Annotated in this window: 10 protein-coding genes; 7 read left to right on the top strand and 3 right to left on the bottom strand. The window is 68.6% G+C overall.

What is annotated here, in order from left to right:
• Positions 1-45: 45 nt before the first annotated feature.
• Entirely contained in the window at positions 46-1203 is a 1158-nt protein-coding gene (locus ACFSXZ_RS05350; RefSeq protein WP_378261825.1) for a nucleotide disphospho-sugar-binding domain-containing protein, read from the top strand.
• A gap of 60 nt (positions 1204-1263) precedes the next feature.
• On the opposite strand, the gene ACFSXZ_RS05355 is transcribed toward ACFSXZ_RS05350, so the two are convergent.
• Entirely contained in the window at positions 1264-2487 is a 1224-nt protein-coding gene (locus ACFSXZ_RS05355) for a sulfotransferase family protein (protein ID WP_378261827.1), read from the bottom strand.
• Between the two features lie 221 nt (positions 2488-2708).
• On the opposite strand from ACFSXZ_RS05355, the gene ACFSXZ_RS05360 reads away from it, so the two are divergent.
• Both ACFSXZ_RS05360 and ACFSXZ_RS05365 read left to right on the top strand, forming a co-directional pair.
• Positions 2709-3272 carry a flavin reductase family protein gene (locus ACFSXZ_RS05360; RefSeq protein ID WP_378261829.1) on the top strand — a complete coding sequence of 188 codons (564 nt, stop codon included), beginning with the start codon at positions 2709-2711 and terminating at the stop codon, positions 3270-3272.
• Positions 3273-3274: 2 nt separating this feature from the next.
• A complete protein-coding gene (locus tag ACFSXZ_RS05365; protein WP_378261831.1) occupies positions 3275-4042 on the top strand; it encodes a thioesterase II family protein in 768 nt (255 codons plus the stop codon).
• Between the two features lie 62 nt (positions 4043-4104).
• Here the strand turns inward: ACFSXZ_RS05365 and ACFSXZ_RS05370 are convergent, their stop codons facing one another.
• Entirely contained in the window at positions 4105-5643 is a 1539-nt protein-coding gene (locus ACFSXZ_RS05370; protein WP_378261833.1) for a tryptophan halogenase family protein, read from the bottom strand.
• 250 nt (positions 5644-5893) lie between these two features.
• On the opposite strand from ACFSXZ_RS05370, the gene ACFSXZ_RS05375 reads away from it, so the two are divergent.
• The 4 genes from ACFSXZ_RS05375 (at position 5894) to sbnA (ending at position 11399) form a co-directional block, all read left to right on the top strand.
• The gene (locus tag ACFSXZ_RS05375) at positions 5894-8296 is read left to right on the top strand and encodes an amino acid adenylation domain-containing protein (protein WP_378261835.1); all 2403 of its coding nucleotides are present in this window, start codon (positions 5894-5896) and stop codon (positions 8294-8296) included.
• On the top strand, positions 8296-9258 hold the full coding sequence (locus ACFSXZ_RS05380; protein WP_378261837.1) for a TauD/TfdA family dioxygenase: 963 nt from the start codon (positions 8296-8298) through the stop codon (positions 9256-9258). The genes ACFSXZ_RS05375 and ACFSXZ_RS05380 overlap by 1 nt, the downstream gene beginning before the upstream one ends.
• 13 nt (positions 9259-9271) lie before the next feature.
• On the top strand, positions 9272-10303 hold the full coding sequence (sbnB, locus tag ACFSXZ_RS05385; protein WP_378261839.1) for a 2,3-diaminopropionate biosynthesis protein SbnB: 1032 nt from the start codon (positions 9272-9274) through the stop codon (positions 10301-10303).
• A 109-nt stretch (positions 10304-10412) separates the two neighbouring features.
• A complete protein-coding gene (gene sbnA, locus ACFSXZ_RS05390; RefSeq protein WP_378261841.1) occupies positions 10413-11399 on the top strand; it encodes a 2,3-diaminopropionate biosynthesis protein SbnA in 987 nt (328 codons plus the stop codon).
• A 17-nt stretch (positions 11400-11416) separates the two neighbouring features.
• Here sbnA and ACFSXZ_RS05395 read toward each other — a convergent pair whose 3' ends face one another.
• The gene (locus tag ACFSXZ_RS05395; protein WP_378261843.1) at positions 11417-16396 is read right to left on the bottom strand and encodes an amino acid adenylation domain-containing protein; all 4980 of its coding nucleotides are present in this window, start codon (positions 16394-16396) and stop codon (positions 11417-11419) included.
• Between the last annotated feature and the right edge of the window lie 75 nt (positions 16397-16471).

Below are 16471 nucleotides of genomic sequence, written 5' to 3' on the forward strand. Positions count from 1 at the left end.
ACCGGCCACACCGGATCCGTGCGAGGAGAAAGGACGACCAGGACGATGCGTGTGCTCTTCCTGCCGATCCCGGCGATCGGCCATGCGTATCCGATGGTGCCGCTGGCGTGGGCGCTGCGGGCGGCCGGGCACGAGGTGCTGTTCGGCACCGCGTTCGGCGGCCTGGCCGTGGAAAAGGCCGGGCTTCCCGTCGTAGAAGTCGAACTCGGACAGGACCGGCCGGAAGTATTGGCGAAGCTGGCCGGGAAGCTCGCCGAAACAAATCCCGGGCTCCACGCCAAATTGCGCGAGCGTGGTGACACCGGACTGGACTCGCTCGAGGAGGCGGTACCGTTTTTCGCCGAGAAGTCCGCCGCGTTCACCGGCGTGCTGGTCGATTTGGCCCGCACCTGGCGGCCCGATCTGGTGGTGCACTCGCCGTTGTACGGCGGTGCCCTGGTCGCGGCGGCGGTGCTCGGGGTGCCCTCGGTCGAGTGTCGCGAAGGTTTCGGCCGAACCGAGTGCCTCGCGGTCCTGATGTACGAGCACATGAAAGAGGTGTTCGCCGACTACGGCGCCACCGGCCTGCCGGAGCGACGCACCGGTACCGATTCCAGTCCGCCCAGCATGATCGAAGGATCGCCCGGCGGCTGGCCGATGCGCCACGTTCCGTACAGCGGCGGTGCGCGGCTGCCCGCCTGGTTGATGCCGCCGGTCGTCACGCCGGAACGCCCCCGCGTCGGTCTCAGCTTGGGCTCGGGCTCGGGCACCTGGAGGCTGGAGATGGCGGCTTCGATCCTGGCCGCGGCCGCGGACCTCGACATCGAGTTGGTGCTCGCGCTCGGCGACGTGGACATCGACGCGCTCGGCGCGATCCCGCCGAATACCCGGATCCCCGGCTGGGTACCGCTGTCCGCCTTGGTGCGCACCTGTACCGCGCTGATCCACCACGGTGGTGGCGGTACCACACTGACCGCGCTGGAAGCGGGCGTCCCTCAACTCGTGCTGGCCACCGGCGCGGACAACGGCATCAATGCCAGGGCGGTGCACAACCGTGGCGCCGGCATATCGGCCAAGATCGAGGAGGTCGACACCGCCTTGTTGCGCCGGCTGATCACCGACGACGCGTTGCACTCGACCGCGCGGCAGGTGCGGACCGAAATCTCCACCATGCCGGCCCCGGCCGAGATCGTGCCCAGGCTGGTGAGCCTGTGCGGGCCGTGATAGCGAGCCGCCCAAGCCGTCCCGGACGAGCGAAGGGACAGCACGGGGCGCGCACCGGGATTACCGGACCTCAAGGCGCACAGGGTGACACTGGTAGTAGAAGTCGAATCGCTCGCGGAGTTTTTCCGGATCGACCCCGAAGTCGGCCCGCAGGTCGTGGACGATCCGCTGCTGCCGGTAACGACGGTGCTCGGCGTTGAACGTGGCGATGTTTTCGCACAGCTCATCGGTCACGGTCAGGCCGGCGGCGGCGTAGATCCGCCGCACAGCGGACAACTGGTCGGCCGTGAATTCGTGGAAGAGCACGTCGACGACCTGGTCGTCCGGGATGAGCGGACGGTCGCGCATCCTGGCCCGGAGCATGCCCTCGATGCGATCGGCCGCCGCGGCGAAAATCGCGTCGACGTCCACTTCCGCCGACCGTAGTCGCGTCACGTAGGCGAACATCGTGGCGAGCGACTGGACCATCGCCACCGGGTCGCGGTGGGTCATGACGAACGTGGCGCCGGGAAAATTGGCCAGCAGCAGACGAAGGTACTGGCAGTGCTGCGGCGCCTTGAGGACCCAGCGGTCCGGCCCGCGCAGCCACTGCAAGGCCTTGAGCATGGTCGCCATGTAGGCATAGTGCGGTGCCTGGTCCTCGTCGTCGATGGGAAAATTGGAGTCCATCAACATGTTTTCCTGCGCCACGTCATCGGGACCGAGTTGCAGGATGGTGGCCAGGTGGGGCAGCAGGTCGGTTCGTACCCCCGGCAGCACCATGCTCGGTTTGCCCCCTTCGCCGCCGGCGATGGACAATATCTCTCCGCTGTCGGCCAACGGTTTGCCGCCGGCCTCGAGAAACGGGTCGGCCGCCTCCCGCAGGCGAAGTGACCGCAGCCGGGAATCCGCGGCGATCGTGCCCTGCAGATAAGTGGTTCCCGAACGTGACGGCCCGACGATGATGACGGGTTTTTCGATCCGCAGATCACGAATTTCCGGGTGCCGGCCGAGGAGATCGTGGAACCGCAGCCGGATGGCCAGATTGCGCACGACACTGCGAAACATCTCGGCACGGTCCAACGGTGTTCCGGTCGTGTCCGCGAGCTGGCGGCGCAGACCGGCGCGAAAGGTGCCGGGGCCGAAGTCGGTGAGCCCGGTCAGCTCGCTCGCCGAGGACAGTACCGCGTCCTCCGTCAGGTCGACCGGGTCGCGTTCCGCGTGCTCGATCGTCCGGCGCGCGGCGTCGGTGAGCACGGGGTTCCGCAGGTCGTCGATTCGGATGGATTGATGGTTGGCTGGCATGATGGCGATCCAATCGAAATCAACCGTGCCGCGGACAAAACGCTTCAACTCTGCTTCGCGTCGACGATACTAAAGGTCGTCTATTTCGAGATGTTATCGACTAGCCGGACCATGCCGGCGATAACGCCGAAAAAACACCACACCCTATTCTCGAATCGCCCCGGTCCGGCAGCGGACCCGGATCGTCAGGACTTCCCATCCGGAGCGAGGAGCCAGACGCGATGACCGACGGACCGACCAAGACGATCCTCGACCCGGCGCCGGCGGCCGATCTCCGTTCGCTGATGGCACGGTTTCCCACCGGTGTGGCCGTAGTGACCACGACCGACGATGACGGCAGGCCACGGGGCATGACCTGCTCGTCACTGTGCAGCGTGTCGCTCGCGCCCCCCACCCTGCTCGTCTCGCTGTGGCAGGACAGCCCGACCCTGCACGCGATGCTGCGGAGAACGACGTTCGCGGTGAACCTGCTGCACAGGCGAGCGAAAGCGACCGCGGAACTGTTCGCTTCGGGCATGCCGCACCGGTTCGAGCAGGTCCGCTGGACGCTCGATCCGGCCGCGGGCGGGCCGCACCTCACCCTGGACGCCCACGCCACCGCGGACTGCCGGGTGACCGGCACCCGGCTGGTCGGCGATCACCGGGTGGTGTTCGGCGCCGTGTTCGCCGTCACCGAGCGGCACGAGGGGCTGCCACTGCTCTACGGCCTGCGCGAATACCGGTCGTGGCCGGAACGGGAGGAACCCGGCGACCGGCCGGGTCCAGGACACGAGCACGGAAGGTGATCATGGCACACATCATCGATGAGCCCACCAGGTCGCTCCGCCGGTTCGGTGCGGCGCCCTCGCGCGGGACCCCGACCCTGCTGTGCTTCCCGCACGCCGGCGGATCGGCGAGTTTCTTCGCGCCACTCGCCCACGCGCTCGCCCCGGACGTGACGGTGCTGGCCGCGCAGTATCCGGGCCGCCAGGATCGCGTGGCCGAACCGTGTCTGGACGCCATCGGCCCCCTGACCGACCTGATGTACCACGCGACCAGGGCGATGGCGCCGCGGCCTCTGGTCCTGTTCGGGCACAGCATGGGAGCGATCGTGGCCTACGAGGTCGCCCGGAGACTGGAGCTCGACGGAGGACCCCAGCCGACGCGGTTGATCGTCTCGGCCCGGGGCGCGCCCGGCCGGAGACGGAACGGCCGGCCGCGCTGGGACAAGGACGACGAGCTGTTCGAAGAAATGCGTTCACTGGGCGGCACCGACGTGGGCGTGCTGGACGATCCCGACCTCACCGAGCTCCTGCTGCCGATGATACGGGCCGATTTCAAGGCACACGAGGAGTACCGGCCCGTGCCGGGCGCGACCGTGTCCGTCCCGATCACCGCCTTCCTCGGTGAGGAGGACCCGACCACATCGGTCGAGGACGTCCGGGAATGGGATCGGCACACGCCGTCCGGCTTCGATCTGCGCCTGTTCCGGGGCGGCCATTTCTACCTGAACCCTCCGCCTCGCGCGGTTGTCGCCGCGCTGACCGGAATCGTGCTGGGGCACAACGCGGACTGACCGGGTGGCCGGCCCGCTGACGTCACCACGCCGTGAGGTCAGCGGGCCGGAGGCAAAAACCGCTAATGAATCGTGGCGAGATATTCCTGGCAACTGGGCAGAGCCGCCACGATATCGTTCGCGTCCGCGCGCAGCCGCGCGAGTTCCCGCTCGGCCGTGACCTTGTCCATATGCGCCAACGCCGGTCTCTCCGCGGTCTGCGACCAGCCCAGGCCGAGCAGCATCGTGTTCCACGAATACGGCTCGAACCCGTGGTAGTAGGGAAAAATCGTTTCGTTGTCCAGCAGATGCGATTTCGCCAGCCGGAGCCGGGCCGCCAGGCCGTCGGGAATCGGCCGGACCTTCGCCTCCTTCCAGTAGGGCGAGTCGTCCCTGGCCGCGGCCCGGTAGTGCAGGACCAGGAACTCCTTCACGCCGTCGATGACGTGCGCGACCCGGTTGTTGTAGTCCTCGACCAGCAGCGGATCCCAGCGCTGGTCCGGGAAATGCTTGACGAGCTGTTCGATCCCGTGCTGGATGAAGAAGATCCCGGTCGATTCCAGCGGTTCCACGAAACCGCTCGCCAATCCGATCGCCACGCAGTTGCGCACCCACGAGCGCCGGTTGCGGCCGATCCGCATCCGGATGTGGTTGGCCTCGAGGTCGTCCTGACCCGGCGCGGCGAACTCGCGGAGCGTCCGTTCCGCCTCCTCCGGCGTGCAGTACTGTTCCGAGTACACATAGCCGGTGCCCTTGCGATTGAAGAGGGGAATCGTCCAGATCCATCCGGCGCTCATCGCGGTCGCGGTGGTGTAGGGCCGGATCCCGGTGGCGGAGGTGTCCTGTGGCACCCGGAGCGCGACCGCGCGATCGTTCGGCAGTACGTCGAGGAACGATTCGAACGGCTCCTCCAGCGTCTTGTTGATGAGTAGTCCGCGGAAACCCGTGCAGTCGATGAACAGTTCCCCGGTCAGCCGGCCGTGGTCCTTGGTGACGACCGCCGAGATCCACCCGCGCTCGTCCTGCTCGACCTCCACGACGTCGTCGGTCACGTGCCGCACGCCCCGGTCCACGCCGTAGCCGGTGAGGAAGCGGGCCAGCAGGTCGGCATCGAAGTGATAGGCGTAGGGGAACTGGGCACGCTGCTCGGCCAGGGTCGACCGGTTGAGCGAGCCGTCCGCGCCCGCCATGAACAGCGAGCCGTCGAGGTGGCGTGGCGCCCGCTGGGCCTCGCACAGCCAGGGGGTGACATAGCAGGCACGGTCGAAGGACTCGGAACGGCCGCCGTGAGCCAGCCACCACTCGGTCAGGGTGAACCCGTCGGCGACGCGTTGCCGCTCGAACGGGTGGTAGAAGTGTGTTCCGGGCGAACGCCAGTTCTCGAACCGGATCGCCAGCTTGTAGGAGGCCGAACAGTGCGGCATCCAGTCCCGCTCGTCCAGCCCGAGATAGTCGAAGAAATGACGGACGGTACTGAAGGTGGCTTCCCCGACACCGATGTTGCCGACCCTGCTCGATTCCACCAGGGTCACCGAGATCCGGTCTCCGAAGGCCGCCTTCAGGTAGGAGGCACTCATCCAGCCCGCCGTGCCACCACCCACGATCACCACTGATCTAATCACGTTATTCCTTCTGTTCTGGTGCGGTGAAATTTCGACCCACCCTATCCGGGGCGCACATCGAATATTTATCGCCGGAATTTCGGCCGCGGACAGCGAAACCGATATCCCAGCGATAATCGGCCCACCTAGCCTTGACCGGAAGTACCGGCGAGAAGGAGTCAGTTCATGACGAATCCCTTTGCAGACGGGGACGGCACCCCTCCGGGGTCCTCCGGCGACGAGTACCCGGCGTCTCGCGACTGAGCGTCCGATGAAGCCCGCATTCGGCACCATCCCGCGCTGGGCCGCCGTTCCCGCCGAGGGAATCCGCGAGCACGAGACGGCGATGCCGGACGATTTCGCCACCACGCTGGCGGCCACGGCCGGACTTCTCGGTGTGCCACCGCACGTGCTGGTGCTGGCCGCGCACGCGAAGGTGCTCGCCGTGCTGACCGGCGAACAGCGCATCGTGACCGGGTACCTGGCGCCCGGACAGGATGACCTCGCCGCGCTGGACCTCACCGTCGGCGACACCTCGTGGCACGAGCTGATCACCCACGTGGAGCGGGCCGAACCGAGCGAGCCGGGACGACGGCACGCCTTCGAGGCGACACTCGACCCGGTCGGCGACCGGCACTGGCCGGACGCCCTTCCCGAGGGTGTCGTGCTCGCGATCCGGTTCGAGCAGGCGACGAACCGGCTCCGGCTGCGCTACCAGTCCGAGCTGATCGACGACGACTACGCCGACCGGATCGCCGGGTACCACCGCAGCGCCCTGGACCTGATCAACGCCGACCCCGGTGCCCGGCACCACGGGGCGAACCTGCTTTCCGAGGAGGAAATCGCCTTCCAGATCGAAGCTCTCGCCGGACCGCGGCGCGAGCGGCCGGACCGCGCCTTCCACGAACTGTTCGAAGAACGCGTGCGGGAGCGGCCCGACGCGATCGCCGTCGTCCACGGCACCGCACGGCTCACTTACCGGGAGCTGAACCGCCGCGCCAACCGCATCGCGTGGGCCCTGCTCGCCAGGGGCACCGTCCGCGAAGACGTCGTCGCGGTGATGACCGAACGCAACCTGGACTGGTTCGCCGCGGTCATCGCCGTGTTCAAGGCCGGCGCCGCCTACCTTCCGATCGAGCCGCGATTCCCGGCAGGCCGCGTCGCGACGATGCTGGCCCGCTCCGGCTGCCGCCTCGCCCTCACCGAACCGGGTTCCGACCGCGTCCTGCGGGATGCCGGGCCGATCGCGACGATGGTCATCCCGGACCTCTATACCGGGGACGGACCGGACGGCGATCTCCGCCTGCGCGTCGAACCCGGTCAGCTCGCCTACATCTACTTCACTTCGGGCTCCACAGGAGAACCCAAGGGCGCGATGTGCGAACACGCCGGGCTGATCAACCACCTCTACGCCAAAGTGGACGACGTCGGGATCGGTGCCTCGGACGTGGTGGCCCAGACCGCACCACAGTGTTTCGACATCTCCTTGTGGCAGTTGATCTGTGGCCCGCTCATGGGTGGCCGTACGGTGATCTTCGGGCCGGAGCTGATCCTGGACGTCGAGCGCCTGATCGACCACCTCGTCCGGGAACAGGTCACCGTCCTCCAGGTCGTACCGTCCTATTTGGATGTCATCGTCTCCTTTCTGGAGAAGCACAACCGCCCGCCGGCGGCCCTGCGCCACGTGCTGGTCACCGGTGAGGAGATCAAGAAGGAACTGGTGCGCCGCTGGTTCGCCGCCGCACCGGGAATCGGGCTGATCAACGCCTACGGGCTCACCGAGACCTCCGACGACACCAACCACGAGATCATGTACCAGGTCCCCGCGCAGGACCGGGTTCCGCTCGGCCCGCCCGTGGCCAACGTCCGGATCTACCTCGTCGACGAGGGCCTCCGGCTCGTCCCGCTCGGTGCGGCGGGCGAAATCGTCTTCTCCGGGATCTGTGTCGGCCGCGGGTACGTCAACGATGCCGAGCGCACGCGGCTGGCCTTCGGCACCGATCCGCACTGTCCGGGGCAGCGGCTGTACCGCAGCGGTGACCTCGGCCGGTGGCTGCCCGACTTCAAACTCGAGTTCCTCGGCCGGGCCGACAGCCAGGTCAAGATCCGCGGCTTCCGGATCGAACCGGGCGAGGTCGAAAACGCCCTCCTGCTCGTGCCCGGGGTGCGCGCGGGCGCCGTCGTGGTCGCCGAACGCGCCGACGGCACCCGGCAACTGGTGGCCTTCTACCGCGCGGAGAGCGAGGCGACCGCCGACGAACTCCGGGCCGTCCTGGGCCGGACGCTCCCCGCGTACATGATCCCCGCCGCGTTCCATCGTCGCGACCGCCTGCCGGTGACCGCCAACGGCAAGGTCGACCGGAAGGCACTCGTCCGGCTCGCCGCCGAACTCGATCGACTCGGCACCCGGCGGGAGTCCGGGGCGGGCACTCCCGCCCAGCGGCGGCTGGCGCTGGCCTGGTCGAAGGTGCTCAGCATCCCCGTCGACGAGATCGGCTGGTCGGATCATTTCTTCGAGCGGGGCGGCACATCGCTGTCGGCGGTGCGCCTCGCGATCACGCTCGACCGGCTGATCTCGCCGAAGGACATGACCGACCACCCGGTTCTCGCCGACCTGGCCACGGTGCTGGAACAGCGGTCCCGGGAAGCATCCGAGGCGGAAAGGCGGGCGTGATGGAGTCACCATCGTCGACCGAGGTGCCTGCTCTCGAAATGCCCGCCGGCCGCCATGCCGGGGTGCCGTGGGCGGAGCTACGCGAAACCGTCACCCAACACGGCGCTGTCATCGTGCGGGGGCTCGAACCGCGGCAGCGCGGCGATGCGGTCGAGCTGTGTCAATCGCTCCCGGTCCCGCTGATGGCCGAACGGGAGCCCTTCGCCCCGCGCGACCGCCACGCCGAGGGTGTGTACTCCTCCTCGAAGTGGCCGCCGGACCAGCCCATGTGCATGCACCACGAGGTGAGCTACGCGCTCGAATTCCCCGCTTTGCTGATCTTCCTCTGTGTCACCGCACCCGCCACGGGCGGCGCGACCGCTGTCGCCGACTCGCCATCGGTGCTGGCTGCGCTCCCCCGGGACCTGGTCGAGCGGTTCGAGCGCGACGGATGGATGCTCGAGCGCACCTACAACGGCGATGTCGGCGTCTCGGTGGCCGAGGCCTTCGGTACCAGTGATCGAGGGGCCGTCGAAGCGTACTGCCGCGCCAACGCGATCGACTTCGAGTGGCGACCGGACGGCGTCCTGCGGACGCGGCAGCTCCGCCCCGCTGTCGTACGGCATCCCGTGACCGGCGCCCGTTGCTGGTTCAACCAGATCGCCTTCCTCAACGAGTGGACGATGGCCGCCGAGGTCCGAACCTATCTGGTCGACCTCTACGGAGCCGAATCGCTGCCGTTCACAACGCGTTTCGGCGACGGCACGCCCATTCCCGAGGAGGTGGTGACGACGATCAACGGCGTGTACGACGAACACACCGTCAGCCACCGCTGGCGGGCAGGAGACGTGATGATCGTCGACAACATCCGGACGAGTCACAGCACGCAGCCGTATACGGGCGACCGCGAGATCGTCGTCGCCATGGCCGAGCCGGTGCGGCAGGCCGACTTCGCCGGTCCCCTGGCCACCCCGTCGATCTGAGGGAGTTCCAGTCATGTCAGAAGCCGGCGTGCCCTCCTTCGCCGTGATCCCGGGTACGCAGGTAGCCGGCGCGCTCCGTGGCCGCGAACGGCGGATCGTCGACCTCGTCGAGGAGACCTACCGGTCGCATGACGCCGGCGGCACGGTCAACCCGCCGTCGTACTTTCTGCGTTTTCCCGACCGGCCGTCGGCACGGATCATCGCGCTGCCCGCCGCGCTGGGCGGGCCCGCGGCGGTCGACGGTCTCAAGTGGATCTCCAGCTTTCCGGACAATGTCGCCGCCGGGATCCCCCGCGCCTCGGCCGTGCTGATCCTCAACGACCCGGAAACCGGATATCCGTTCGCCTGTATGGAAAGCTCGATCATCAGCGCCACCAGGACCGCGGCGTCGGCCGCACTGGCCGCCGACCGGCTCACCCGGACCCGCGCCCGGCCGACCGCGATCGGTTTCTGCGGGACCGGGCTGATCGCCCGCTACGTGCACCGCTACCTCACCGCGACAGGCTGGTCCTTCGACGAGGTCGGCATTCAGGACGTCTCGGCCGAGCACGCCGAGGGTTTCCGCTCGTACCTCGCCCGGTCCGGTGCGCCAGGCAAGGTCACGGTGCACGCGAGCGCGGCGGAACTGATCCGCGCCTGCGACCTGATCGTCTTCGCCACCGTCGCCGCGGTACCCCACATCACCGACCCCGGCTGGTTCGAGCACAACCCGGTCGTGCTCCACCTGTCCCTGCGGGATCTCTCGCCGGAGATCATTCTCGACGCCGTGAACGTCGTCGACGATGTCGAGCATTGCCTCAAGGCGGACACGTCGCCCCACCTGGCCGAGCAGGTCTCTGGCGGCCGCGACTTCGTGCTCGGCACGTTGCCCGGGGTGCTGGCGGGCCGCGTTGCCCCACCCGCCGGCCGGCCGCTGGTGTTCTCGCCGTTCGGGCTCGGTGTCCTCGATCTGGCCGTGGGCCGCTTCGTCTACGACGAGGTCAGCCGCGACGGGCAGCTCGGGGTCGTCGACGGCTTTTTCCACGAGTTGCGGCGGTACGGCTGAAATGCTCGCGCGCACGTGACGGCCGGCGGCCGTGCCCGAGGCTTCTCCCCCGTTCGCCCGCGCGCCCCACAGACCCCGCTCGATCCGCCGTCGCAGGAGGAATGCCACCGTGCCGGTCATTTCCGCTCCGCACGAATTCAACGAGGAGGACCTCTACGTCGACCTGGAACCGGTGTTCGGCACCTCGCTGTATCTCAAATGCGAGGGGTTCAACTTCGCCGGTTCGGTCAAGCTCAAGGCCGCGGTGCGGATGGTCACCGCGGCCGAACGCGCCAAGGCGCTGGTGCCGGGACGGCTGCTGGTCGAGTCCTCGTCCGGAAATCTCGGCGTCGCGTTGAGTGTCGTCGCGGCGAGCCGTGGCTATGAGTTCCTTTGCGTGACCGACTCGCGCTGCAATCTCTCCACCCGGCGCCTGATGGAGGCACTGGGAACTCGCGTGCACATCATCACCGAACCGGAGGCCGAGGGCGGTTTCCTGGCGGCACGCCTGAACTACATCCGGGCGCTCTGCTCCTCCGACAGCCGTTATCTCTGGCTCAACCAGTACACCAACCCGGGTAACTGGGCCGCCCACTACGCCTCGACCGCCCCGGCCATCGTCCGCCAGTTCCCGGGACTGGATGTGCTGTTCGTCGGCGCCGGTACCACCGGAACGCTGATGGGCTGCGCCCGTTTCCTCCGGGAATGGCACCGGCCGGTCCGCATCGTCGCGGTGGACGCCGTGGGCTCGCAGACCTTCGGCGGCCCGGCGGCACGCCGGATGATCCCGGGGCTGGGCACCAACGTCCGCCCCGCCATCCTCGACGAATCCTTTGTGGACGATGTCGTGCACGTGTCCGAGCCCGACACCATCCGCACGTGTCACCGGCTGGCCAGGCGGGGGTTTCTGTTCGGTGGCTCGACCGGCACGGTGATCAGCGGTGCGATTCGCTGGCTCGCCGAGAACGACGCGAGAGACGTCACCGCCGTCGCCATCGCGCCCGACCTCGGTGAGCGATACCTCGACACGGTCTACCAGAGCAACTGGCTGCGCGACCTCTACGGCGAGGACGTGCTCCAGCCGGACGAGCTGCCCGCGGAGTCGCTACCGACCTGAGCCTGTGGCCGGCCGGATCATCCGACCTCCTCCGGCCGCGGCATGCTCCGCAAGGCGGGCCGGGCCTTCTCCGCATGGCTGAGATGGTCGACGAGGGACAGCACGGTCGGCGACTCGAACAGCACCCGAAGGGACAGCTCCGCGCCGAAGGTGGAGCGGATCCGGCTGATCAGCCGGACCGCGAGCAAGGAATGCCCGCCCAGCGCGAAGAAGTTGTCGTCGATGCCCACCGCCGGTATGCCGAGTGCCTCGGCGAACAGCCCGCACAGGATCTCTTCCTGTGCCGAACGCGGCGCGCGGCGTGACGCGTCACCCTCGTACACCGGAACGGGCAGCGACCGCCGGTCCAGTTTCCGGTTCGGCGTCAGCGGCAGCACGTCCATCGCCACGAAGGCCGACGGGACCATGTATTCCGGCAGATACTCCGCACACCGGGCGCGCAGCGCCGCCGTGTCGACCGCCGTGGCGCGTTCCGCCGGGACGAAGTAGGCGACCAGCCGCCGGTCGCCCGGCCGGTCCTCGCGCACGATCACCGCGACGTGCGCCACCGCCGGGTCCTGGCCGAGCACGGCCTCGATCTCACCGAGCTCGATCCGGAAACCTCGAACCTTCACCTGGTCGTCGACCCTCGCGAGGAACTCCAGCCGGCCGTCACGGCACCGCCGGGCCAGGTCCCCGGAACGGTACATCCGCGAGCCCGGCGGACCGAAGGGGTTGGCCACGTAGCGCCCGGCGGTCAGCGCGGGCCGCCGGTGATAGCCACGGGTCACGAGCTCACCGGCGATGTAGATCTCGCCGGCCACCCCTACCGGCACCGGGCGCAGGGCCGCGTCCAGCACATACATCTGGGTGTTCCAGCTCGCGTAGCCAAGGGTCACCACCCCGGGCGGGACCGTCTCGCCCGGCAGGATCCGGCAGTCCATGCACTCGACGGTCGTCTCGGTCGGCCCGTACTCGTTGAAGACGGTGACGTCCGGATGCTTGGTCCGCCATTCGTCGAGCACCTCGCCCAGCAGCGGCTCACCGCCGAGCACGAGCTGCTCGGTGGGCGAGAACCGCCCCGGCAGGGCGATCAGCAGCGGCAAATGGCTCGGCGTCGCCTTGACGAAGGTGGGCCGCACCGGGTTCTTGCGCGCGGCGTTCTCGTCGAGGTCGATCAGGTGGACGCATCCTCCGGCGGTCAGGGTCGCGTACAACCCGGTCACCGTCAGATCGAACGACACCGACGAGTGCACCAGCGCACGCCCGGCGACGCCGGGGTAGGCGTCGCGTGCCCAGGCCAGGTAATGGTTCAGCGAATGGTGCTCGACGACGACCCCCTTCGGGCGTCCGGTCGAACCCGAGGTGTAGATCGCGAAGGCCGGGTTGCGTGGCCTCAGGGGATGGGTCCGCTCGTCATCGGTGACGGCTTCGCCCGGCAACGCGTCGAGCACCGCCGCGGTATGCGGATCGTCCAGCACGACCAGGTTTCCGTCGACCGGGAGCGTGCCGGCGACCTCGGTGCTGGTGAGTACCAGTACCGGATCGACGTCGTCGAGCATGAACGCGATCCGCTCCTGCGGATAGCTCAGGTCGACGGCCACGTAGGCCGCGCCCGCCGTGAGCACCGCCAGCATGGCCACCACGAGATCGGTCGATTTCGGCAGCGCGACCGCGACGAACCGCTCCGGCCCGACCCCGGCCCGCACCAGCATCCTGGCCAGTCTGTTCGCCCGGGCGTCGAGTTCGGCGTAAGTCAGGGTCTCGTCCTCGAACGCCACCGCGGGTGCCCCGGGCACCCGGCGCACCTGGGTGGCGAACAGCTCCGGCAGCACGGCATCGGGCACCTCGATGTCGGTTTCGTTGCACGCCACCAGCAGCTCATGCCGTTCGGAGCTGGAGAGCAGGTCGATCCGGCTGATCGGCGCGTCCGGCTCCGCCAGCGCCCCGCACAGCAACCGCACCAGGCGGGTCACGAGTTCCTCGGCCGTCACCGCGTCGAACAGATCGGTCGCGTAGTCGAGATAGCCCTCGATGGTGGTGGCGGTCTCCCAGACGAAGAACGACAGGTCGAACTTCGTCGTGCCCGAGCCCGCGAGATAGGGTTCGACCGACAGCCCGGGAAGTTCCGGCCGGATGTCGGCGCCGCTGTCGTAGGTGAGAATCACCTGGAACAGTGGCGTGTGAGACACCGACCGCGCCGGATTGAGCGCTTCCACCAGCCGCTCGAAGGGGACGTCCTGATTGGCGTAGGCGGCCAGGTCGGTTTCCCGCACCCTCCGCAGCAACGCACGGAAGCTCGGATCACCGGAGGTGTCAGTGCGAAGGACCACGGTGTTCACGAAGAACCCGACGACATCCTCGGTCGTCTCGTCGTCGCGACCGGCGAGCACGGTGCCGACCGGGATGTCGGTTCCCGAGCCCAACCGGGTCAGCAGCGCCGCGAGCGCCGCGTGCAGGACCATGAACACGGTCGTGCCCGTTTCCCTGGCGAGCCCGGCCAACTTCCGGTATGACGCACTGTCCACAGTGAACCGGACGCGGTCGCCCCGGTAGCCGGCCTCCGCGAGCCGCGGCCGGTCGGTGGGCAGCTCCAGCAGTTCGGGAGAACCGTCGAGCGTGCGCCGCCAGTATTCCAGTTGCCTGGCGATCGGATTCGCGTCGTCCCCGTCCGTCCCGCCGAGATGCTCTCGCTGCCATAGCGCGAAATCCGCGTACTGCACCCGAGGCGACGGCAGGTCGGGCCGCTGCCCGGCCCGGCGTGCCGTATACGCGGCCGACAGATCGCGCACCAGCGGAACGATGGAACCGCCATCGGCGGCGATGTGGTGCATGACCACCAGCAGCACCTGCTCGTGCTCGCCCAGCGAGAACAGGCTCACCCGTAACGGGATCTCGGCGGCGAGGTCGAAGGGCCGCGCGGCCGCCACGGCGACCGCTCCGTCCAGTCCGGCCTCGTCGACATCCACAATGGACAGTACCGGCCGGGCACTTTCCGTGCCCAGAACCAGCTGGTACGGCTCTCCGTCACGTTCGAAGAACACCGTGCGCAGCGATTCGTGGCGGGCAAGGACATCACCGAGCGCGCCGGTCAGCGCCGAACGGTCCAGTTCGCCCGACATCCGTACCGCCCAGACCACGTTGTAGGCCGGATTCGGCCCGTCGAACCGGTGCAGGAACCACAACCGTCGCTGCGCCAGCGAAAGCGGCACCAGTTCGGGCCGCTTCATCCGGCTGATCGGCCGCCGCGTGGCACTCCCGCCATCAAGCCGGTCCAGCAGCGCGGCCGGTGACGGTGCCTCGAACACGGCGTGCGGTCGCACTTCGGCATCCAGGACGGACCGGATCCGGCTGATCAGCCGGAAAACCAGCAACGAATGGCCACCCAGCACGAAGAAATCGTCGTCCGGGCCCACCTGCCGGACTCCCAGCACATCGGCGAAGAGCTCGCACAGGATCCGTTCCCGTTCCGACTCCGGCGTCCGCTCGGTACCGGTGATCTCCGGTGCCGGCAGCCGCGCCCGGTCGAGCTTTCCGTTCGGCGACAAGGGAAGCGCGTCCAGCGCCACGAACGCCGAGGGGATCATGTAACCGGGCAGCCGATCACCCAGATACGCGCGCAACCGCGCCGGTTCGAACGGCCCGACCACGTAACCGACGAGACGCTGATCGCCTGGCCGGTCCTCACGCACGCTGACGGCTGCCTGCGCCACGCCGGGAAAGCCCGCCAGTACCGCCTGGATCTCGCCGAGTTCGACCCGGTTGCCCCGCAGTTTCACCTGGTCATCGACCCGGCCGTGGAATTCCAGCGCACCGTCGGCACGCCGGCGCGCCAGATCGCCCGTCCGGTACATGCGGGAACCGGGCACACCGTGGGGATCGGCCGGAAAGCGTTCGGCGGTCAGCGCGGGACGGCCGGCGTAGCCGCGGGCGATCTCGTCACCACCGAGATACAGCTCACCAACGGTGCCCGGCGCGACCGGCCGTAACCGTTCGTCCAGCACATAGCACCGCGCGTTCGGAATCGGCCTGCCGATGGGGATCCGGGGCCCCGGTTCCCCGTCGACCGGGTGGGAGGTCGCGACCATCGTGCATTCGGTGGGGCCGTATTGGTTGATCAGCCGCCAGGCCGTACCCAGCGCGCCGGCACGCCGGGTATGTGCCAGGGTCAGTTCCTCGCCGCTCACCAGGCCCACCCGCAGCCACGGTGACGGGGCTGTCCCGGTGGCCTCGGCCGCGTCGGCCAGCGCGCTGAGCATCGTCGGCACCAGCGCGGGCAGCACCGTCACCCGGTGCCGGTTCAGCGCGGCCAGCAGCGCTTGAGGATCCTTCGCTTCCTCGGGCGGCACCATGGCCAACGTCGCACCGGCCGTCAACGGCCCGAAGATGTCGCGCACGGAGGGATCGAAGGACACCGAGGCGAGATTCAGCACGGTGTCCCCGGGGCCGAGTCCCGTGCGCTCGCGCAGGTGGGCCAGGTAGCCGACGACACCGTGGTGCGGCACCACGACGCCCTTCGGCCGGCCGGTCGAACCCGATGTGTAAATCACGTAGGCCGGATGGGCGGCGGTCAGGGGAACGCTCCGGTCCGCGTCCGTCGGATCGGTTTCCGGGTAGCCCACCGCCCCATCGAAGGTGCGCTCGTCGATCCGCGCCACCACGCGCACGTCCTGCTGCATGAAGGCGATTCGCTCCGGCGGATAGTCCGGGTCGATCGGCAGATACGCCGCACCCGCCTTGAGCACGGCCACCAGCGCCACGACCAGTTCCACCGACCGCGGCAGGCACACCGACACGACCTTTTCCGGGCCGGCGCCGCGCGCGATGAGCGCATGGGCGAGCCGGTTCGCCCGGACGTTGAGCTCACGGTAGGAAAGGCTTTCCGCACCGCGGACCACCGCCACGCCACCGGGATCGCGGCGGACCTGCCGCTCGATGTGTCCGGGGAGGGTTTCCCCGGTGGTCCGGCGTGCCGTGCCGTTCCGTTCCGCGTGCATCCGACCCGCCTGATCATCCATCGTGCAGACTCCAGTTCGCTGTGCCAGACACCCGGGAGGACGTTAGAGGGCAACGGTTTCACCGCGTTATCGGCG

The organism is Amycolatopsis pigmentata (assembly GCF_042684065.1).
GTDB classification, from domain to species: domain Bacteria; phylum Actinomycetota; class Actinomycetes; order Mycobacteriales; family Pseudonocardiaceae; genus Amycolatopsis_E; species Amycolatopsis_E pigmentata.